At 73.6% G+C, this 19,947-nt stretch carries 16 protein-coding genes; 3 read left to right on the forward strand and 13 right to left on the reverse strand.

Annotated elements, in window-relative coordinates; genetic code table 11:
- Positions 1-94 precede the first annotated feature (94 nt).
- Together ACZ6Z8_RS31965 and ACZ6Z8_RS31970 are read left to right on the forward strand one after the other, a co-directional pair.
- Positions 95-2,290 (forward strand): RecQ family ATP-dependent DNA helicase, encoded by a 2,196-nt coding sequence (locus ACZ6Z8_RS31965; RefSeq protein ID WP_465613526.1) that lies wholly within the window; start codon positions 95-97, stop codon positions 2,288-2,290.
- Positions 2,291-2,716: 426 nt separating this feature from the next.
- A complete protein-coding gene (locus tag ACZ6Z8_RS31970) occupies positions 2,717-3,376 on the forward strand; it encodes a hypothetical protein (RefSeq protein ID WP_465613569.1) in 660 nt (219 codons plus the stop codon).
- A 265-nt stretch (positions 3,377-3,641) separates the two neighbouring features.
- Here ACZ6Z8_RS31970 and ACZ6Z8_RS31975 read toward each other — a convergent pair whose 3' ends face one another.
- The 3 genes from ACZ6Z8_RS31975 to ACZ6Z8_RS31985 all read right to left on the reverse strand — a co-directional run bounded on the left by ACZ6Z8_RS31975 (position 3,642) and on the right by ACZ6Z8_RS31985 (position 6,077).
- On the reverse strand, positions 3,642-4,331 hold the full coding sequence (locus ACZ6Z8_RS31975; RefSeq protein ID WP_465613527.1) for a hypothetical protein: 690 nt from the start codon (positions 4,329-4,331) through the stop codon (positions 3,642-3,644).
- A gap of 100 nt (positions 4,332-4,431) precedes the next feature.
- The gene (locus ACZ6Z8_RS31980) at positions 4,432-5,130 is read right to left on the reverse strand and encodes a ribonuclease HII (RefSeq protein ID WP_465613528.1); all 699 of its coding nucleotides are present in this window, start codon (positions 5,128-5,130) and stop codon (positions 4,432-4,434) included.
- Between the two features lie 275 nt (positions 5,131-5,405).
- Positions 5,406-6,077, reverse strand: a complete 672-nt coding sequence (locus ACZ6Z8_RS31985; RefSeq protein ID WP_465613529.1) for a TetR-like C-terminal domain-containing protein — start codon at positions 6,075-6,077, stop codon at positions 5,406-5,408.
- 450 nt (positions 6,078-6,527) lie between these two features.
- On the opposite strand from ACZ6Z8_RS31985, the gene ACZ6Z8_RS31990 reads away from it, so the two are divergent.
- On the forward strand, positions 6,528-7,979 hold the full coding sequence (locus tag ACZ6Z8_RS31990) for an MFS transporter (protein ID WP_465613570.1): 1,452 nt from the start codon (positions 6,528-6,530) through the stop codon (positions 7,977-7,979).
- A 176-nt stretch (positions 7,980-8,155) separates the two neighbouring features.
- Here the strand turns inward: ACZ6Z8_RS31990 and ACZ6Z8_RS31995 are convergent, their stop codons facing one another.
- From ACZ6Z8_RS31995 to ACZ6Z8_RS32040, 10 genes are all read right to left on the reverse strand, one after another.
- On the reverse strand, positions 8,156-9,868 hold the full coding sequence (locus ACZ6Z8_RS31995; RefSeq protein ID WP_465613530.1) for a DUF4153 domain-containing protein: 1,713 nt from the start codon (positions 9,866-9,868) through the stop codon (positions 8,156-8,158).
- A gap of 221 nt (positions 9,869-10,089) precedes the next feature.
- Positions 10,090-10,980 (reverse strand): carbohydrate ABC transporter permease, encoded by an 891-nt coding sequence (locus ACZ6Z8_RS32000; protein ID WP_465613531.1) that lies wholly within the window; start codon positions 10,978-10,980, stop codon positions 10,090-10,092.
- Between the two features lie 158 nt (positions 10,981-11,138).
- Positions 11,139-12,161 (reverse strand): carbohydrate ABC transporter permease, encoded by a 1,023-nt coding sequence (locus ACZ6Z8_RS32005; RefSeq protein WP_465613532.1) that lies wholly within the window; start codon positions 12,159-12,161, stop codon positions 11,139-11,141.
- Between the two features lie 188 nt (positions 12,162-12,349).
- Positions 12,350-13,735 carry an ABC transporter substrate-binding protein gene (locus ACZ6Z8_RS32010; RefSeq protein ID WP_465613533.1) on the reverse strand — a complete coding sequence of 462 codons (1,386 nt, stop codon included), beginning with the start codon at positions 13,733-13,735 and terminating at the stop codon, positions 12,350-12,352.
- Positions 13,736-14,060: 325 nt separating this feature from the next.
- Complete coding sequence (locus ACZ6Z8_RS32015; RefSeq protein WP_465613534.1) at positions 14,061-15,275, reverse strand: cytochrome P450 family protein; 1,215 nt, start codon at positions 15,273-15,275, stop codon at positions 14,061-14,063.
- Positions 15,276-15,335: 60 nt separating this feature from the next.
- A complete protein-coding gene (locus tag ACZ6Z8_RS32020; protein ID WP_465613535.1) occupies positions 15,336-16,574 on the reverse strand; it encodes a cytochrome P450 in 1,239 nt (412 codons plus the stop codon).
- Positions 16,571-17,200, reverse strand: a complete 630-nt coding sequence (locus ACZ6Z8_RS32025; protein ID WP_465613536.1) for a GTP-binding protein — start codon at positions 17,198-17,200, stop codon at positions 16,571-16,573. The genes ACZ6Z8_RS32020 and ACZ6Z8_RS32025 overlap by 4 nt, the downstream gene beginning before the upstream one ends.
- On the reverse strand, positions 17,181-17,549 hold the full coding sequence (locus ACZ6Z8_RS32030; protein ID WP_402827457.1) for a DUF742 domain-containing protein: 369 nt from the start codon (positions 17,547-17,549) through the stop codon (positions 17,181-17,183). Before ACZ6Z8_RS32030 ends, ACZ6Z8_RS32025 begins: the two co-directional genes overlap by 20 nt.
- Positions 17,546-17,986, reverse strand: a complete 441-nt coding sequence (locus tag ACZ6Z8_RS32035) for a roadblock/LC7 domain-containing protein (protein WP_030285355.1) — start codon at positions 17,984-17,986, stop codon at positions 17,546-17,548. Before ACZ6Z8_RS32035 ends, ACZ6Z8_RS32030 begins: the two co-directional genes overlap by 4 nt.
- Entirely contained in the window at positions 17,986-19,764 is a 1,779-nt protein-coding gene (locus tag ACZ6Z8_RS32040; protein ID WP_465613537.1) for a sensor histidine kinase, read from the reverse strand. The genes ACZ6Z8_RS32035 and ACZ6Z8_RS32040 overlap by 1 nt, the downstream gene beginning before the upstream one ends.
- Positions 19,765-19,947 lie beyond the last annotated feature (183 nt).

The following is a 19,947-nucleotide window of genomic DNA, read 5'->3' on the forward strand; positions in this document are numbered from 1 at the left end:
TCAGCTGATCTCCGGATGAAATACACTCCACCTTCCCCGGCAGCACCCAGCCCGCATTCGCCCCTTGTCGGCGGCATGGGGTTACATCGACGCCATGAAGCAGCCCGACATCCACACCATCGCCACCGCCGACCGCGCCGGGGTCCGGGCGCGGGCCGAGGCCGTCCTGCGCGAGCTGGCCGGCCCCGCCGCCAGCCTGCGCGAGGACCAGTGGACGGCCATCGAGGCCCTCGTGGTCGACCACCGCCGCGCCCTGGTCGTCCAGCGCACCGGCTGGGGAAAGTCCGCGGTCTACTTCATCGCCACCGCCCTGCTTCGCGCCGGCGGCGCCGGGCCGACGGTGATCGTCTCCCCGCTGCTCGCCCTGATGCGCAACCAGGTCGAGTCGGCGGCCCGGGCCGGCATCCACGCGCGCACCATCAACTCGGCCAACACCGAGGAGTGGGAGGAGATCCAGTCCGAGGTCGCCGCCGGCAAGGTCGACATCCTGCTGGTCAGCCCCGAGCGGCTGAACAACCCGGACTTCCGCGACCAGGTGCTGCCGAAGCTCGCCGCCTCCACCGGCCTCCTGGTGGTCGACGAGGCGCACTGCATCTCCGACTGGGGCCACGACTTCCGCCCCGACTACCGCCGGCTGCGCACCATGCTCGCCGACCTGCCGCCGGGCGTCCCGGTGCTCGCCACCACCGCCACCGCCAACGCGCGGGTCACCGCGGACGTCGCCGAGCAGCTCGGCACCGGCACCACCGACGAGCACGCCCTGGTGCTGCGCGGTCCGCTCGACCGGGAGAGCCTCACCCTGGGAGTGCTCGCCCTGCCCGATCCGGCGCACCGGCTCGCCTGGCTGGCCGACCACCTCGACCGGCTCCCCGGCTCGGGCATCGTCTACACCCTGACGGTGGCCGCCGCCGAGGAGGTCACCGCCTTCCTGCGCGAGCGCGGCTTCCCGGTAGCTTCCTACTCCGGCCGCACCGAGGACGCCGAGCGCCGCACCGCCGAGGCCGACCTGCTGGCCAACCGGGTCAAGGCGCTGGTCGCCACCTCCGCGCTCGGCATGGGCTTCGACAAGCCCGACCTCGGCTTCGTGGTCCACCTGGGCTCGCCCAGTTCGCCGATCGCCTACTACCAGCAGGTCGGCCGGGCCGGGCGTGGTGTGGACCGGGCCGAGGTCCTGCTGCTGCCCGGGCGCGAGGACGAGGCGATCTGGCGCTACTTCGCCTCGCTCGCCTTCCCGCCGGAGGAGCAGGTGCGGCGCACCATCGACGCGCTCGCCGAGGCCGGCCGCCCGCTGTCCACCGCCGCCCTGGAGCCCAGGGTGGACCTGCGCCGCGCCCGGCTGGAGACCATGCTCAAGGTGCTGGACGTGGACGGCGCGGTCCGCCGGGTCAAGGGCGGCTGGACGGCCACCGGGCAGAGCTGGGAGTACGACACGGCCCGCTACGCGAAGGTCGCCGCCTCCCGGGAGGCGGAGCAGCGGGCGATGCGCGACTACGCCGCGACCACCGGCTGCCGGATGGAGTTCCTGCGCCGCCAGCTGGACGACGAACAGGCCGCGCCGTGCGGGCGGTGCGACAACTGCGCGGGGCCGCTGCACACGCCGGAGGTCTCCGAAGCGACGCTGGCCGCGGCCCGGGCCGCGCTCGGCCGCCCGGGCGTGAGTTTCGAGCCCCGCCGGCTCTGGCCCACCGGGATGGACGCGCTCGGGGTGCCGCTGAAGGGCCGGATCCCGGCGGGCGAGCAGGCGGAGACCGGCCGGGCGCTCGGCCGGCTGTCCGACATCGGCTGGGGCAACCGGCTGCGCACCCTGCTCGCCGAGCAGGCGCCGGACGTGCCCGTGCCCGGCGAGGCGGTGGACGCGCTGGTGGCGGTGCTCGCCGACTGGGCGCGCGGCCCGGGCGGCTGGGCCGGACCCGCGACGGCGGAGGGCACCCGGCTGGACCGCCCGGTCGGCGTGGTGACCATGGCCTCCTCGACCCGCCCCCAGCTGGTCGGCAGCCTCGGCGCGCGGATCGCCGAGATCGGACGGCTGCCGCTGCTCGGCCGGATCGAGTACGCCGGCGGGCGGCCCCCGCACGGGGCCCGCAGCAACAGTGCCCAGCGACTCCACTCGCTGGCCGGGGCGCTGGTCCTGCCGCCGGAGCTGGAACAGGCGGTGGCGGCCGCCGCCGGGCCGGTGCTGCTGGTGGACGACCTCGTGGACTCGGGGTGGACGGTCACCGTGGCCGCCCGGCTGCTGCGTCGGGCGGGGGCCGGAGCGGTGCTGCCCCTGGTCCTGGCCGTACAGGGGTGAGCGGGCGGCGACCGGCCGCCGCACCCGCAACCGCCTTCACTCGAACGGCCCAACAGAAAGGAGTTGGCGGGGCGATTTCGATCACACCGGAGACCCGACCCGAGAAAGGAGTGGCCACCATGCCGACGACAGCTCGCCGTGACCTTGGCGCAGTGCGGATCAAGGCCGGGTGGCACCCGGAGCGCGCCGGGGCCTCCGTGGAACATATCCGGCAGACCATGGGCTATCGGATGGCGTTCGTCATTTCATCATTGCCGCTCCGGCCCCGTTACCCCGAGAATTGGGAGGTACCCGAAACCCGGTCCGCTGGACCCGCCCTTCGGCGTACCCAGGCACCCGCCTGCCCGCGGGCCAGGAAGGAGGATCGTGATCAACGGTATCGGCCGAGGTCAACATCCCCTCTCCAGGAGTTCGGCGCCCAGACGGCTGCTGGACCTGGAGACCTGGACCGCCTCGGGGATCCCGTTGCTGCGCGATCCGCGCGAGTTCGTCCTGGAACTGCACCAGCGTCACCTGCCCCAGCCGGGCACGGTCGTGGTCGCCGTCCTGGACGCGCTCCACCACCTCGCCGCCTCGGCCTCCTTCACGCCCTGGCCGCACGACACCGACGGCTGGCAGCACCGGAACGCCCTGCTGACGCACCTGCGCCGGGTCACCCCGCACGACCTGCGACTGCTCACGCCGACCCGGACGGCCGTGCTGCTGCGCTGCCGCGACGGCGCGCCCGGCTGGACGGAGCAGGACGGCGCCTGGATGTGGGCGCTCCGGGACGCGGCCGGGCTGCACGGGCTGCGCTGCGGCTCGTACATCGGGCTCACCCCGGCGGGCTGGCAGATCCTCGGCGACGGACGCGGCGGGCGCAATCCGCACGCGGGTTCGTGGGCGGACGGGCCGGTGCACACCGTGACGGAACTGCCGCCGCGATCGGCGCTCGACGACACCCCGCGCAGCCAGCGCGCCCGGCAGCAGGCGGCCGAGCAGGCCAAGCGGGCCGACGCTCCGTTGCGCTCCCAGCAGTCCGAGCCCCCGTGGGTCCCCTCGCGGGTCACGGCCGTCGAACCGAACCGCCGCACCGGCACGCGCTGAGCGGCCCGGAACGCGCCGCCCCGAACGACCAGCTCGCGCACCGGGCGCCCGGCCCGGACGCCCGGTCCGGCCACCCGACCCGGGCGCCGGTTTCCGCTACGGGCACAGCCATGAGCACGGGAAAGGGCTGCGGCAAAGCACAACAGGACCGCGCACCAGGACCGCGTAACGGGACAGCGCGGCCGGTCGGCGCACTGCGGACGGACTCCGGGCCCGGCGCCGTGAGGCGCCGGGCCCGGAGCGAAGACGACTGCCGGACCTCCGGTCAGGCCTTGACCGGACGCCCCGGTGCGGCACCGACCGCCGCCGCGGCGGCCGGGCCGGCCTCCCCGCAGACCACCAGCAGCGAGGTCGCGCGGCCCAGCGCCCCGGTGTACGCCTCGGCGGCCCGGGCGGCCGAACCGCCGTTGACCACCAGGACGACCACCTCGCGGCGGACCGGCCGGGTCAGCGCGGCGTCGGCGTAGAACACGTCCCCGCCCTCGGTGAGCTGCGCCCAGTAGCGCTCCTCGCCGAAGGAGAGCTCGTGCTGCTGCCAGGGGTGCGCCTCACCGACGGTCAGCACCAGGATGTCGCCCGGGTCGCGGCCCGAGTCCAGCAGGCGGTCGACCGCGTCATCGGCGCGCTCCAGCGCCTGGGCCGGGGTGGCGGCGACGCGCTGGACCTCGACCTGCGGCGTGGCCGGGGCCGGGGCCGGGCGGCGCGGCGCCGGACCGGGCTTGGGGATCAGCCGCGGCGGGCCCGGGCGGTCGGCACGCGGCGGTGCCGGACGCGGGGGCGCCGGACGGGGGCCGGGCACCGGGAGCGGTGCGGCGGCGGTGGTGGCGGGTGCGCTGGCGGGTGCGCTGCCGGTGACAGTCGCATGGAGGGCTTGTGCGTCCGACTCGCGGGGGAAGGGAACGCCGGGGCCCGGGAGGCTCTCGTGAATCTCCGGCTCCTCGGGGAAGACAGGCATACCCGGATATCTATCAAATGCCGGTCGAACGCGCACGGGCGCCCCACCCCTTGGGCACCGGGCCTCCCCGCTCCCGCCCGGGGCAATTCCAGACGGACTGTCAGAAACCGAGCGTCAACTGTTCGTCGGCGGAGCCCTCGGCCGCACCCACGACGTCCCGACCGCGCTTCAGGTGGCGCCACTTCGGCAGTGCGTCCAAGTACGCCCAGGAGAGCCGGTGGTGCTCGGTGGGGCCGAACTCCTCCAGTGCGGCGCGGTGCACCGGGGAGGGATATCCGGCGTTGTCCGCGAAGCCGTACTCCGGGCAGGTTCCGCCCAATTCGGCCATCAGTCCGTCGCGGTGGACCTTGGCGAGCACCGAGGCGGCGGAGACGCAGATGCAGGACTGGTCGCCCTTGATCACCGTGCGCACCCGCCACGGGCCGCCGAGGTAGTCGTGCTTGCCGTCCAGGATCACCGCGTCGGGCTCGACCGGCAGCGCCTCCAGCGCGCGGACGGCGGCCAGCCGCAGCGCCGCCGTCATGCCGAGCTCGTCACACTCCTGCGGCGAGGCGTGACCGAGTGCGTACGCGGTAACCCACTCGGCGAGCACCGGCGCGAGGGCCTGGCGGCGCAGTTCGGTGAGCAGCTTGGAGTCGGTGAGCCCCTCCGGCGCCCTGCGCAGACCGGTGACGGCCGCGCCGACGGTGACCGGTCCGGCCCATGCGCCGCGCCCCACCTCGTCCAGCCCGACCACGATCTTGGCGCCCGCCCGGCGCAGCGAGCGTTCGACGGAGTGCGTCGGCGGGACGATGGGCATCACGGACTCCGTTCGGCAAAGCAGCCCCGTCGGGCAGGACAGCCCGGTTCGGGCGAGGCAGCCCGCTCCAGTGGGGCAGTCTCCAGCCTAAGCCCGCTCACGGACCCTCCCGGACGCCGCCCACCCACCTGCCCGCCTGCCGCCCATCTGCCGCCCGGGACGGCCGCCCGGGACGGCCGCCCGGGACGGCCGCCCACGCAGCGGCCACCCACCCGGCCACCTGCCGCCCACCTGCCTCCCGGGAGGACCACCCAGACACGCCCGCCGGCGCCCGGCTACGGCTGCCGGACCATCGGGACCAGCACGTCGTCCACCAGCCGGACCGCGAAGTCGGGGGCCAGCCCCCCGTCGAAGACCTTGACCTGGAACATCAGCATCGCCGGGACGACGTCGGCAACCAGCGGGGAGACCGCGTCGGGCCTGACCTCCCCGCGCGCGACGCCGCGACGGAGGATGTCCAGGATGGTGTCCTTGGTCGGCCCGATCACCCGCTGCACGATGAAGTCCTTGAACACCTCGGCCTGTTGCTGGGACAGCTCGGCCATCAGTGCGTGCAGGGCGGCGCCCGAGCGGGAGCCGATCGCGTCCGTGAACAGCTCGATGAGCTGCAGCAATTCGGCACGGGCGGACCCGAGATCGGGGACCCCGTGAGGGCGTGGGAGAGTGGAGTCCAGGGCGTCGATGACGAGTTCAACCTTGGACGCCCAGCGCCGGTAGAGCGCGGCCTTCCCGGTTCGCGCCGCAGCGGCGACGCCTTCCATCGTCAGTCGCGCGTACCCGCCGGAGGTGAGCTGGTCGAGCGCGGCTTCGAAGATCGCGTTCTCCAACTCCTTCCCCCGACGCCGCACCGGTCGCACCAGCGCCTCCCGGGCGGCCCGCATCGAACAACGGGACTCGGGTTCCGCCGCCACGCCGGAACCCGCGGGCACCGCAGGCTCCACCGCCACGCCGGGATCCGCAGGCGCGGCGGACGTCGCCGGCACCCCGCACGACCCCGGCGCCCCGGACACCCCCGGCCCCACCCGCACCGGGAACGGCGGATCCGCCTCCTCCGCCGGTCGGGCGGCCGCCCGACCGGACGCCCGGTCCGCCGTCAGGCGCCGCACCAACCGATCCATCGCCAACCTCCGTAAGGAACGCTTGCGTTCACTATCCGCGCCAGGATATCGTCCAGATTAGTGAACGGCACCGTTCCTTCCTAGGCCGCGCCACCGCGCAGCGGCATGTTCGCGCCAGCAGATCCGCGGCAGAACCAAGCACCCAAGCACCCAAGCACGTAGCCAGCAGGGGGCACATTCGTGGCTATCTCCGACACACTCAGCAAGAACGCGCCACCGAAGGACGGCCAGAGCCGGGGGAAGGGCATCACCCTGGCAGTCATCGCGGCCACCCAGCTCATGGTGGTGCTCGACGCGACCATCGTGAACATCGCTCTGCCGCACATCAAGGACGCGCTGAACTTCTCCACCACCGACTTGTCGTGGGTCATCAACGCCTACACGCTGACCTTCGGCGGGCTGCTGCTGCTCGGCGGCCGGGCGGGCGACATCCTCGGCCGCCGCCGGGTGTTCATCTTCGGCACCCTGCTGTTCGGCCTGGCCTCGCTGCTGGGCGGCCTCGCCCAGGACAGCACGCTGCTGCTGGCCGCCCGCGCGCTCCAGGGCATCGGCGGCGCGATCTGTTCACCGACCGCTTTCGCCCTGATCGCCACCAACTTCGAGGAAGGACCGGAGCGCAACAAGGCGTTCGGCGTCTTCTCGGCGGTGGCCGGTTCGGGCGCAGCGATCGGCCTGCTGGCCGGCGGTGTGCTCACCGAGTACCTCGACTGGCGCTGGGTGTTCTTCGTCAACGTGCCGATCGCCGTGCTGATCGCGATCGCCGCGCCGCGCTACATCACCGAGTCCGAGCGCCACCCGGGCCGGTTCGACATCCCCGGTGCGCTCACCTCGACGCTCGGCCTGGTCGGCCTGGTCTACGGCTTCATCCGGGCCGCCTCGGACGGCTGGTCGGACGGTCTGACGCTCGGCTCCTTCGCCGCCGGGGCGATCCTGCTGGCCGCGTTCTTCGTGATCGAGCGGCGCACCGACCAGCCGATCACCCCGCTGCACCTGTTCGCCGACCGCAACCGCACCGGCGGCCTGGTGATGATGCTCTGCCTGGCCGCGGCCATGTTCGGCATCTTCTTCTACGTCGTCCTGTTCGTGCAGGGGCCGCTCGGGTACAGCCCGCTCAAGGCGGGCGTCTCGTTCCTGCCGATCAGCGTGTCGATCATCATCGCCGCGCAGGTCGCGTCGAGCCTGCAGGCCAAGTACGGCCCGAAGCCGTTCATGGCGGGCGGCGCGCTGCTGGTCACCGTCGGCCTCACCTGGCTGACCCAGATCCACAAGGACAGCGGCTACCTGGACGGCGTGCTCGCCCCCACCGTGATCTTCGGCTTCGGCATGGGCCTGATCTTCGTCCCGGTGATGCTGCTCTCGGTCGCGGGCGTGCCGGGCGAGGAGACCGGTGCCGCTTCCGGCCTGCTCAACTCGATGCAGCAGATCGGGGGTTCGCTCGGCCTCTCGATCCTGACCACGGTCTTCGCGCACTACGCCGTGCCCGAGTTCAAGGCGCAGTTGCCGAGCTTCCTGCAGAGTGCCTCGCCGGACCAGTTGGCCTACTACCACGCCAAGAGCGACTTCCCGCCGGGTTCCGACGCGGCCAACTCGGTGCTCGCCCAGGGCATTTCGCACGGCTTCATCGTGGGCGCGGCGCTCGCCGGGGTCGCGCTGCTGGTCGCACTGTTCGCCATCAAGGCGAAGCCCGGCGACCTGCCGAGCGGTGACTCCGCCGGCATCGCGATGCACTGATCCGCCGCTGAACCACCACGGGCCGGCCGGGAGCAACGCGCTCCCGGCCGGCCCGGCCGTTCCCCCTCGCCGCTCCCCCTCCGCGGCCCGCTCCCCCTCCGCGGCCCGGGCCCCGCCCCACTCCCGCTCCCGCTCCCGCTCCCGCTCCCGCTCCCGCTCCCCGACCAGGGCTACCGCTACCAGCCGCCCCCGGACACCAGCCCGGCCCACTCGCAGGCGCCGCGCCCCCGCACCGGCCCCTCCATCAGCGGCCGGTCGGCCAGGACCCCCCGGGCTCGCAGGACCGAGGTCCCGGCCGCGTACCAGGGCCGGACGTCGCGGTCCAGGTCGACCCGGATCAGTTGCAGCGCGCAGCTCCGCTGCGGCTCGGGCAGCCGGTCGAGGGCGGGCACCGCGTCCGCCGACAGTTCACGGACGTTGCGCAGGTCGATCTGCTGCGAACGCTCGTACCGGGCCACGTTCTGCTCCGCGACGATCGCGTCCGGTCCCATGAGCCCGTACACCGCGACGGTGAGCATGCCGCTGAGGACGACGGCACGCGGCAGCCAGCCCGTGCGGCGGGTGAGCCCGGCGGTGATCAGCAGCAGGAAGACGACGCCCAACCAGACCTCGACCACCAGCACCCACAGCCGCAGCCGGGTGAGCCCGGAGGCGTCCACGTAGAACCACATCCGGCCGAGCGCCGAGGCGACCACCGCCAGCGCGAGCACGCAGAGCAGCCCGAGCAGGATCCGCGCCAGCCGGCGGTCGGCCGGGGTGGTGCGCGGCGCCCAGCGCTTGGCGACGGCCACCACGACCAGGGTCAGCACGGTGATCACGCTCAGCTGCCAGAAGCCCTGCCGGGCGTACGCGGAGCGGCTCATGCCCGTGCTGCTCAGAACGGCGTCGGCACCGCCCAGCACCACGACGGCCTGGATCACCGCGAAGGCGCCGAACATCAGGTTGAGCGCGACCAGGGGCAGCGCCCACTCCAGCCGTCGGCGCTCCCGCCCCGGGCGCACCGCCAGCCGGTCCCAGCGGCGCGGGCCGGCCCCGATGTGGGCGAAGCCCAGAGCGGTGAGCGTCCCGATCGCGAACAGCAGCCCGCGCAGGGGAAGTTGCCGGACGTCGACAGTGGGACTCAGGTCGGTCAGCAGGTCAGCCATGGCGGGGTCGGCGCTCGCGAACAGCCGGCCGAAGACGACCAGCAGCGCGACGGCGACCGCGAGCGCCTTGAGCACCGGGACGATCCGCCCGCGGCCGGGCAGCGCGCGCCCCTCCATGGCGTCCCAGACCCAGCCCACGCCCGGTACCGCCTGCCAGAGCACGGCCGGCAGCGCGAGCAGCACCCCCGACCAGCGGCGGCCGCCGTGCAGGGCGAGCGAGGCCAGGCCCAACGCGCAACCGGAGGCCAGCAGCGCGGGCCAGCCCGCGTCCCAGCAGGCAGGCACGGCGAGCAGGGCGAGGGCCAGCAGGCTCCAGACAGCCGTCCAGGGCCGGATCCGGCGACCGGCCGCGCGGGCGACAGCACCCGCGACGGCGGCCGTGGCGGCACCGCAGATCAGCAGGTTGGCACCTACCCCGTCGTACAGCAGCCAGGCCGCCAGCAGACCGGTGACCAGGGCGAACAGAAGGACCCGCGGCGTGGCCGCCGCCCGCTGCTCGGGGTCGGTGCCGTGAAGCCGTTCGGCGAACGTCGGCCCGGACGCCTCCGGCGGATCGTACGGCCCGTGCGGCCCGTGCGGCCCGTGCGAAGCGGCCGGTGCGTACGGCGCGTACGGCCCGTGCGGTTCCGCCGACGCGTACGGCGCATACGGGTCGGATGCGTAGGACGCGTACGGGTCCCCCGACCCCTGGGGGTCGGAGGTGGGCTGCGGATCGGTCGGGGCAGGCGTGGACGGGCCTGTCATGGGTCCCCCTCGGTGGTCGGCGGGCACGCGGAAGCCACCCTCCGGGCGGTCCGCCGGCGGACGCGTCAACGCCTTCGCCGCAGCCGACTGTAGACCATTCTGAACAAGTTCAAAAGAATCTTCTGAACATGTTCAGAATGGTCTGACCAGGCTCTCCCCCTCCATGACCGCCCCGCGACTGTCCAGCGCCCGCCGGGGCGTCCGCCCGGCAACCGCCCCGGCTACCCCTTCACCGAGCCGGCCAGCAGCCCCCGGACGAAGTACCGCTGCAGGCTGAAGAAGACGATCAGCGGCACGGTGATCGACAGGAACGCCCCGGCCGTGAGCAGTTCCCAGCGCCCACCGAGCGAACCGGACAGCTGCGCCAGCCGGACCGTCATCGGCGCCACCTCCGGCGTTCCGCCCGCGAAGGTGAGGGCGACCAGCAGGTCGTTCCAGACCCACAGGAACTGGAAGATCGCGAAGGAGGCCAGGGCCGGCGCACACAGTGGCAGCACGATCGACCGGAAGATCTTGAAGTGCGAGGCGCCGTCCACCACCGCCGCCTCCATCAGGTCGCGGGGCAGCTGGGCGATGAAGTTGTGCAGCAGGAACACCGCCAGCGGCATCGCGAACATGGTGTGCGCCAGCCAGACCGGCGCGTAGCTCCCCTTCAGGTCCACCGCGGGGATCAGCGTCAGCGAGCCCAGGTGGGCGCCGCTGGAGAACAGCCGCAGCAGCGGGATCAGTGCCATCTGGAGCGGCACCACCTGAAGGGCGAACACCGTGAAGAACACCACGTCGCTCCCCCGGAAGCGCACCCAGGCCAGCGCGTACGCCGCCATCGCCGCCAGCACCAGCGGGAAGAAGGTGGCCGGGATGCTGATCGCCAGCGAGTTCACCAGGAAGGGCATCAGCCCGGTGGAGCCGCCGGAGCCGCCCTCGAAGAGCACCGCGTGGTAGTTGCCGAGGCCGAAGTCCGGGTGGATCAGGGCGTTCCACCAGCCGTCGGTGGTCACGTCCTGCTTGGGGCGCAGTGAGGTCACCAGCAGCCCGAGGGTCGGGATCGTCCAGAGCACCGTCATGGCGATCACGAACGCCGAGGCCAGCGGGCTGCTGAAGGGCTTCCGCACCGGGTTCCGGTGACGGGCGGTCCCCCCGCCACCCACCGGGCCCCGGACACCCGCCGAGCCCCGTTCGCCCACCGTGCTCCCGTCACCCGCCGAGCCCCGGTCGCCCACCGTGCTCCCGTCACCCACCGCGTTCCCGTCACCCACCGCTTCCCGACCGCTCACCGCACCTCACGCTCCCTCCGCAGCTGGACGATGTTGTAGGCCACCAGCGGCAGCACCGCGAGGAACAGCAGCACCGCGAGGGCGCCGCCCCGCCCGTCGTCGAACTGCACGAAGGACTGCGAGTACATCTCGTTGGCCAGCACCTGGGTGCCGAAGTTGCCGCCGGTCATGGTGCGGACGATGTCGAAGGCCTTGAGCGTGATGATCATGACGGTGGTCAGCACGACCATCACCGTGGTGCGGATCATCGGCACGGTGACGTGCCAGAACAGCCGCACCCCGGTGGCGCCGTCCAACCGGGCCGCCTCCACCACCTCATCCGGGATCGCCTTGATCGCCGCCGACAGCACCACCATCGCGAACCCGGTCTGCACCCAGACCATGACGGCCATCAGCAGGAAGGTGTTCAGCGGTTGGGTGAGCAGCCAGTTCGGCGGGTCCGACCAGCCCACCGCATGGGCGAGTTGGCTCAGCAGGCCGATCTGCGGCTGGCCCTTGCCGCGGGCCTCGTAGACGAACTTGAAGATGATCGAGGCGCCGACCAGCGAGATCGCCATCGGCATGAAGATCAGCGACTTGTAGACGGCCTGACCGCGCATCCGGTCCACCAGCAGGGCCAGCACCAGGCCGAGGCCGGTCGCCACCAGGGGGGCGACCACCAGCCACAGCAGGGTGTTGACCAGCACCTTCTGCACCGAGTCGGTGGTGAACGCCCAGCCGAAGTTCTCGCCGCCGACGAACTTGCCGCCGTCCGCGTCGTGCAGGCTCAGGTACACGGTGCGGATCAGCGGTGCCACCAGGCCGACGACCAGCAAGAGCACCGCCGGCCCGAGGAAGACCAGCACGGCCAGGGGTCGGGCCAGGCGGCCGCGGGCCCGGCCGGCCGCCAGGAAGACCACCAGCAGGATGCCGAGGAAGCCCGCGATCGCGCCGATGCTGTTGCCGAACTTGACCGCCGCGTCACCCCAGGCGCCGACGGCCAGGGGGCCGGCGGCCGGCGGTGAGCCGGATACGGACATGGCTGCACGTCCCTTCGGGTCCGGTGGGAAGGGGGCGGGCGGTGCGGGTGGGTGGTCCCGCACCGCCCTCGACAGGTGGTTCCGGTATGCGCACTCCGCCCCGACGACGAGCACCCGCCCCGAGGCCCGGCCTGACGGCCGGCCCAGGGGCCGACCCCGGGCGGGCGGGGCGGGCCGGGCGAGCCGGGCTACTTCGGCCAGGCGGCGTCGATGTCGCCCGCGACCTTCTGGACCGACTGCCCCTCCGCGAACCAGGCGGTCAGCGACTTCCACTCCTGCCCGGAGCCGACGGCCGCCGGCATCATGTCGGAGGCGTCGAAGCGGAAGGTCGCGCTCGGGTCGGTCAGCGCCTCCGCCGAGAGCTTGTCGATCGGATCGGTGTACAGGCTCTTGTCCACGCCCTGGTTGGCCGAGACCCAGCCGCTCGCGGTCTTCACCCGGCTGCTCGCCCAGTCCGAGCTGGACAGGTAGTTCTGCACCGCCTGCACCTCGGGCTTGCCGGAGAACGCGGCCAGGAACTCGCCGCCGCCCTCGACCGGGTTGGCGATCGCCGGGTTGACCGCGGGCAGGTGGAAGGCGAAGACGTCGCCGTCCGGGGCGACCTTGGTGCCCTTGGGCCACTGCGCCTCGTAGAAGGAGGCCTGCTGGAGCATCGCGCACTTCCCGGTGAGGATCGGTGCGCCCGCGTCCTGGAACGTGGTGGTGGCGATCGACTTGACGTCGCCGTAACCGCCGTTCACCCAGGCGGGGTTGAGCATCCAGTCGGCGACGGTCTGCATCGCCGTGGTGATCTTCTGGTCGGAGAACTTCACCTGGTGGCCGACCCACTGGTCGTAGACGTCGCCGCCGTACGTGCCCAGCACCACCTCTTCCAGCCAGTCGGTGGCCGGCCAGCCGGTGGCGGTGCCGGAGGCGATGCCACCGCACCAGGGCTTGGGGCCTCCCGCCTTGGCGATCCGGTCGCTGAGCGCCATCAGGTCCGCCCAGGTCTTGGGCACCTGGTAGCCGGCCGCCGCGAAGGCCTTCGGCGAGTACCAGACCAGCGACTTCATGTTGGCGCTCATGGGGGCCGCGTAGAAGGTGCCGTCGACGGAGCCGTAGGTCTTCCAGACCGGGCTCCACTTGTCCTGGTTGGCGACGGTCTGGGCGGGCGGCTTGACCACCTTGCCGCTCTTGACCATCTGGGCCAGCAGGCCCGGCTGCGGGATGATCGCGAAGTCCGGGGCGTTGCCGCCGGCCACCCGGACCGGCAGCTGGGACTCGAAGTCGTTGGACCCCTCGTAGCTGATCTTGATCCCGGTGCACCTGCTGAACTCGGCCCAGGACTTCTCCAGGTTGTCCGACTCCGGGCTGAGGATGGAGGCGAACATCGTCACCGTGGTGCCCGAATGGCCCGCGTAGGGCTGGTACTTGGCACAGTCACCGGTCAGCGTCTGGGCGGCTCCACCGCCGCCACCCGAACCGCCGGAGCTGTTCGAGCAGGCCGCGGTCAGGGCCAGTGCCGCCAGCAGAGCGGGTGCGGCGACCAGTCGGCGGCGGGAACTCGGGGTCGGCGCGGTCGGGTTGAGGGTCAATGCGGTCCTCCTCGCCAGGGCGTGCTGCCTGGGGTGGGCTGAACGACATCGCGCTGTACCGGAGATGGGCGGGCAGGGGTAGCCGGGAGGGTCGGTCGGCCGAACCGATTGGACGACGTTAACGCAGCCGTCGGCCGCCGCCAAGGTCCATGGTCGACCTTCACCGACCGGTGCCCCCACCAAGACCCCCGAAACCCGACGGCCGGCGGAACGACGACAGGAACGACCACAGGAACGACCACAGGAACGACCGCAGGAACGACCGGGGGGCCGAACGCCGAAGCCCCGCCCGGAGCCCGGACGGGGCTTCATCGCTGACGCGTCGTCACCACAGCCGGACGGGCAGCTCCAGCAGGCTGTTCACCACCAGCGACGGACTCGGTCGCAGCTCGCCGTCCGGCACCGCCAGCGAGAGCCCCGGGAAGCGCTCGAACAGCGCCGGCAGCGCGACCCCCGCCTCCAGCCGGGCCAGCGGCGAGCCCGGACAGACGTGCGGACCGTGCCCGAACGACAGGTGCCGGGCCGGGTCCCGGGTGATGTCGAACAGCTCCGCCGTCGCCCCGTGCTGCAGCGGGTCCCGGCCGATCGCGTTGTACGAGACCAGCACCGGCTCGCCCGCCGGGATCACCAGCTCGCCGACCTCGATGTCCTCGGCCGCGAAGCGGAACAGGAAGTTGCTGGTCGGCGGCGTCCAGCGGAGCGACTCCTCGACCACCGCGTCCCAGGACACCCGGCCCGAACGCACCAGCTCCAGCTGGTCCGGGTGCGCCAGCAGCGCCCGCACCGCGTTGCCGATCAGGTTGACCGTGGTCTCGTGGCCGGCCGCGATGATCACCCGCAGGGTGGCCGCCGCCTCCGCGTCGGTGAGCGCCCCGCCCTCGGTGTCCGCCGCCAGCAGCACGCTCGCCAGGTCGTCGCCCGGCGCCGAACGGCGCTGCGCCACCAGGCCGTTGACGAAGGCGTTCAGCCCGGCGACGGTCGCCTGGATGCCCTCGGGGTCGGGCTTGATGCCGAAGAACCGCTCGTACAGGTCGCGCAGCAGACCGTGGTCCGACTCCGGGACGCCCAGCAGCGAGCAGATCACCGTCATCGGCAGCGGGAAGGCGAAGGCGGTCTTGAGGTCGACCACCGGCTCCCCCGCCGCCAGAACGTCCAGCAGCGCGTGGGTGGTCTCCTCAACCCGCGGCCGCATCAGCTCGACCCGGCGCGGGGTGAAGGCCTGGGCGACCAGCGCCCGAAGCCGGCGGTGCTCGGCGCCGTCCGTGGTCACCATGCTCGGGCCCGGCACCGCCAGGCCGATCAGCGGCCAGGTCTTCGGCACCTCGCCGCGCTGGTAGGCCGCCCAGTGCCGGGCGTCCTTCACCAGCCGGGTGTCGGTGAGCAGGTCCCGCGCGGCCGCGTGCCGCGTCACCGCCCAGGCGGAGACCCCACCGGGCAGCACCACCGGCACCGCCGGGCCGGCGGCCCGCAGCAGGGCGCCCTCGGCGGCGTTGTCGCGGGCCAGCGGGTCGAGGGCGATCGGGGCCGGGGCAGCGGTCATCGGCGGCAACTCTCCTTCGCGTACGGGGACATCGGGTCGACTCGGGCGTGGGCCCGGTGGTCAGTAGCCCGGGGTGAACGAGACGGGCAGCGCGACCAGCCCGCGCACCCAGGCCGAGGGCCGCCAGACCAGGGCGTGCTCGGCCACCGCCAGCCGCAGGTCCGGCAGCCGGTCGAGCAGTACCTCGATCGCGGTGGTGGCGATCACCTCGGCCGCCTCCTGGGCCGGGAACGGGCAGCCGTGCTCGCCGTACGAGTAGCTCATGTGCGCCCGGTTGCCCTCGGCCGGACGGCCGTCGGGCCGGCGCACCGCCGGGTCCGCGTTGGCCCCGGCGAAGCCGAGCAGCAGCATGTCCCCCTCGCCGATCCGCTGGCCGCCGAGCTGGGTGTCCCGCACCGCCCAGCGACCGGCGAAGATCTGGACCGGCGTGTCCTCCCAGAGCGCCTCGTTGAGCGCCTGGCTGATGCTGCGCCGTCCGCCCGCCAGCGATGCGGCGAAGCGCTCGTCGGTGAGCATCAGGCGCAGCGCGTTGGAGATCCAGTACGAGCTCGGCTGGTGGCCGGAGATCAACAGCACCCGCAGGTCGCGCATCACCTCGTCGTGGGTCAGCCCGGCCTGGTGCTCCAGCATCCGCGAGGTCACGTCGGCACCCGGGTGCTCGGCCTTCTCCTCGACCAGCGCGAGCATCAGCTCCAGCAGCCGCTGGGCACCGGCCGGGGCGTCCGCGCCGCCGTCCAGCATCGCCAGCAGCGCCGCGATCAGCTGCGGCGCCTGCTCCTCGTCCAGGCCGAGGACCCGGCACAGCACCAGCAACGGCATCCGGTGCGCGTACTCGGCGACCAGGTCGGCCTCGCCGCGCCCGGCGAACTCGTCGATCAGCCGGTCGGCGATCTCCTCGGAGTGCTTGCGCAGCTCGTACGGGTCGATCCCGGCCAGCGCGTCGGTGACGGCCCGGGACCGGCGGACATGCTCCTCGCCCTCGGCGTAGAGGACCGACGGCACCGGGGCCATCATCGGCTTCAGCGGCCAGTCGGCCGGCAGGGTGTCCCAGGCGTGCCAGCGGCTGGAGTCCCGGCCGAACAGCTGCGGCTGGCCGGTGACCTGCTGCAGCTCCCGGTAGCCGATGACCAGCCAGGCGGGCACGCCGCCGGCCAGCTCGACCGGGGCGACCGGCCCGTGGGCGGCGCGCAGCTCGCGGTAGAGCTGGGCCGGGTCGGTCTGGAAGCGCGGCCCGTACAGCGGCGTGGCGCCGGCGTGCGCCGGGCAGCCCGGGGGCGGGGTGACGGCGGGCTCGGTCACGGGGTGCTCTCCTCGTACGTCAACGGGGTCTCGGCCCCGGCCAGGGCGGCCAGGTGCTGGACCAGTTCGATCAGCACCCGCTTGCCGGACTCCCGGTCGCGGGCGTCGCAGTCCACCAGTGGGACCTCGGGCGGCAGGTCCAGGGCCTCACGGACCTGCTCCAGGGTGTGGCCGGGTTCGCCGAAGTTGTTGCGGGCGACGATGAACGGGGTGCCGTGGTGCTCCAGCCGGTCGATCGCGTACCAGGAGTCCTCCAGCCGCCGGGTGTCCACCAGGACGACCGCTCCCAGGGCGCCGCTGAACAGCCGGTCCCAGAGGAACCAGAAACGTTCCTGCCCGGGCGCGCCGAACAGGTACAGCACCTGCCGCTCGGACAGGGTGATCCGGCCGAAGTCGAAGGCGACCGTGGTGGAGCGCTTGCCCCAGCTGCCGGCCGGGTCGATGCCTTCCCCCGCCCGGGTCATCACCTCCTCGGTGTTCAGCGGGCGGATCTCGCTGACCGAGCCGACCAGGGTGGTCTTGCCCACCCCGAAGCCGCCGACCACGACGATCTTCAGCGCGTTGTCGGCGGTCGCCCGCAGCGGGGTGCGCCCCACCGGCGGGACGTCAGAGCCGTTGGAGGCCATGCAGCACCTGCTTCAGCGTGTCGAGATCGGGCAGCCGGGCCTTGTTCGGCGCGAACCGGGGATGGCGGGCGGTGACCGCCCCGGACTCCAGCAGGTCGCCGAGCAGGATCTTCACCACCGAGACGGGCAGCGACAGCTCCGCCGCCACCTCCACGACGGCGGTCGGGGCCTCGCACATCCGCAGGATCCGGGCGTGCTCCGACTGCATCCCCGGCGCCGGCTGCCGCTCGGCGACGATCAGGGTGACCAGGTCGAAGGCGTTCTCCGGGGCGCGGCTGCGGCCCCCGGTGATGGTGTAGAGGCGGTCCGGGTCGTCGTCCCGGCCCGGCAGCACCGGCCCGCCGGTCATATCCCGGCGCTCTCTTGCGCGGCGGCCTCGCCGGAGTCCGAGCCCCGGGCGGGCGCGCTGAGGTGGATGCCGATCTGCTCGATCAGGCCGTGCATGTTGTGGCCGACCACGCCCACGTCCGCGTCGTCGTCCGTGACCACCGCGAGGTGGGCGCCCTCACCGGCCGCCACGATGCACAGGATGCCGCCGTGGAACTCGGTCATCGACTGCCGCACACCGCCGCTGCCGTCGCCGAACTCGATCGAGGCGCCGTGCGCCAGGCTCTGCAGACCGGAGGCGATCGCGGACAGCTGGTCGGCCTGGTCGGCGCTCAGCCCGGCGGTGTGGCAGAGCTTGAGGCCGTCGGCGGAGAGAACCAGGGCGTGCCGGGTGCCGGGGGTTGCCGCCAGCAGGTTTTCCAACAGCCAGTCGAGGTCGCGGTCGGGGGCGCTGCTCATCAGGTGTCCTTCTCGGTGACGGGGGAGGCGTCGGGCGTGGGGTCGGTGTCCGCGGTCGGCGTCGGCCCGGAGGCGGTCGGCGTCGGCCCGGAGGCGGGCAGCGCCGGCTGGGCGGCCCGGCGGAAGGCGCCGAAGCGGGCGGCGGCGCGGGCCGCGTCGGTCCGTACGGGCTTGGCGACCGGGGCCGCGGCGGAGGTGGTGGTGGCCAGGGTCTGCCCGCGGCGGCGCTGCGGCAGGCCGCTGTCGGTCATCCGAGCGGGCGCGGCCGGGGCCTGGGCGGGGACGGCGGGTGCCGGGACGGCCGCGCCGGCCGGTACGGCGGTCGGCACCCGAGCCGGTGCGGCGTCGGGCGCGCCGGGAGCGGGCGGCAGTGAGGCGGGCGCCGGGCGGGCGGGGGTGAGCGCGGGGCGCACGGCCTCCGCCGCGGGCGCGGGCGCCGTGGCGGGAGCTGCGGCGGGGGCCGGAGCGACGTGGGTGACCAGCTGCTGCGGGATCAGCATCACCACACCGGTGCCACCGCGCGCTGACGGCCGGAAGGAGATCTGCAGGCCGTGCTTGCGCGCCAGCACGCCGACCACCGCGAGGCCCAGCCGGGTACCCGCGGAGAGCGTGGCGAGGTCCAGCGGCTCGGCGGAGACGGCGCGTTCGGCCCGGCGCAGCCAACTGTCTCCCAGGCCCAGCCCGCTGTCCTCGACGGTGACCACCAGACCGGCGGGCACCTCCTCGACGTAGACGTGCACCTCGGACGGCGGAGCGGAGAAGTTGGTGGCGTTGTCGAGCAGCTCGGCCAGCGCGTGCATCACGCCCTCGGCCGCGAAGCCGGCGACCGCGGCGGTGCTGGCGTTGTGCAGCCGCACCCGCTGGTAGGCACTGATCCGGCCGAGCGCGCCGCGCAGCACCGACTCCACCGCGATCGGCTTGGCCCAGCGGCGGCCCGAGCGGGCGCCGGTGAGGACCGCGATGCTGTCCGCCATCCGGCCCGCCTGGGCGGTCGAGTGGTCGAGTCGCAGCAGGTCGCCGAGGACCTCCTCGTCGTGCCGGTGCTGCATCTCGCGCAGTTCCGCGTGCATGCTCGTGGCCAGGGCCTGGACCCGGCCGGCGGCGGTCGCGCAGACCGCCAGTGCGGCGGCCCGCAGCCGCTCGCCCCGGCCGATCTCCTCACCGACGGCGCGCAGCAGCGCGTACTGGGGGTGCTTGCGGTGGGCAGCCAGCGCGCTGTCCACGGCCGCGCCCCCGCGCAGCTTCTTCACCACCTCGGGCAGTACGGCCTCGGGGATCCGCTCCAGTTCGGCCCGCTCGGCGGCGGCCCGCTCCCGCTCCGACTCCGCCTCGGCCCGCTCGGTGTCCAGCCGGATCCGCAGTCCGGCCAGCTCGGTGTGGGCGGCGGCGAGCTCTGCCTCGGCGCGGGCCTGCTCGGCCCGGGCGGCGTCCCGTTCGGCGAGCGCGGCGGCGGCCCGGTCCAGGGCGGCCGTCTCGGCCTGCCGGGCGGTGCCGGCGGCGACCAGCGCGGCCCGGGTCTCCTCGTGCTGCGCGGCCAGTTCCTCGGCGAGCCGGCGGGCGCGCTCGGCGCCGGTCGCGGCGACGCCCACCGCGATCAGCCAGAGCACCGCCACGGCGGCCACGGCGACGGCGGTGAGCGGCTGGTGCGCGTGCAGGGCCCGGGCGATCCCGACCGGTGCGGCGACCATCGCCAGCAGGACGGCGGCCGCGGTCAGGGCGGCGGTGCGTGGCGCCGGTCGGCGGCGCGGCCGACCGTCGGGGCTGGTGGCTTCTCTCATCGGTGCGGTCCTCGGCAACGTCGGCGGGCGGCGGCGCGGGCGGCGGGTCGGCGACGGTCGCGGCCGCCGACAGCTGGTCGGGCGCATACCAGACCGCCCGGCGACGTCGCGAAACGTCGACGGGCGGCTGATCGGTTCACGCTTTCGGCCGATCATATCGATTCAGACATTGGCCTCAACCCG

The sequence above is a fragment of the Kitasatospora sp. NPDC101108 genome, from assembly GCF_055584725.1.

Coding starts and splice junctions, on each gene's coding strand:
- ACZ6Z8_RS31995 (WP_465613530.1), bottom strand. CDS start 9,868: ATGACAGGCCCGTCCACGCCTGCCCCGACCGATCCGCAGCCCACCTCC.
- ACZ6Z8_RS32015 (WP_465613534.1), bottom strand. CDS start 15,275: ATGACCGCTGCCCCGGCCCCGATCGCCCTCGACCCGCTGGCCCGCGAC.
- ACZ6Z8_RS31975 (WP_465613527.1), bottom strand. CDS start 4,331: ATGCCTGTCTTCCCCGAGGAGCCGGAGATTCACGAGAGCCTCCCGGGC.
- ACZ6Z8_RS32005 (WP_465613532.1), bottom strand. CDS start 12,161: ATGTCCGTATCCGGCTCACCGCCGGCCGCCGGCCCCCTGGCCGTCGGC.
- ACZ6Z8_RS32025 (WP_465613536.1), bottom strand. CDS start 17,200: ATGGCCTCCAACGGCTCTGACGTCCCGCCGGTGGGGCGCACCCCGCTG.
- ACZ6Z8_RS32035 (WP_030285355.1), bottom strand. CDS start 17,986: ATGAGCAGCGCCCCCGACCGCGACCTCGACTGGCTGTTGGAAAACCTG.
- ACZ6Z8_RS32040 (WP_465613537.1), bottom strand. CDS start 19,764: ATGAGAGAAGCCACCAGCCCCGACGGTCGGCCGCGCCGCCGACCGGCG.
- ACZ6Z8_RS31980 (WP_465613528.1), bottom strand. CDS start 5,130: ATGCCCATCGTCCCGCCGACGCACTCCGTCGAACGCTCGCTGCGCCGG.
- ACZ6Z8_RS32030 (WP_402827457.1), bottom strand. CDS start 17,549: ATGACCGGCGGGCCGGTGCTGCCGGGCCGGGACGACGACCCGGACCGC.
- ACZ6Z8_RS31965 (WP_465613526.1), top strand. CDS start 95: ATGAAGCAGCCCGACATCCACACCATCGCCACCGCCGACCGCGCCGGG.
- ACZ6Z8_RS31990 (WP_465613570.1), top strand. CDS start 6,528: ATGGTGGTGCTCGACGCGACCATCGTGAACATCGCTCTGCCGCACATC.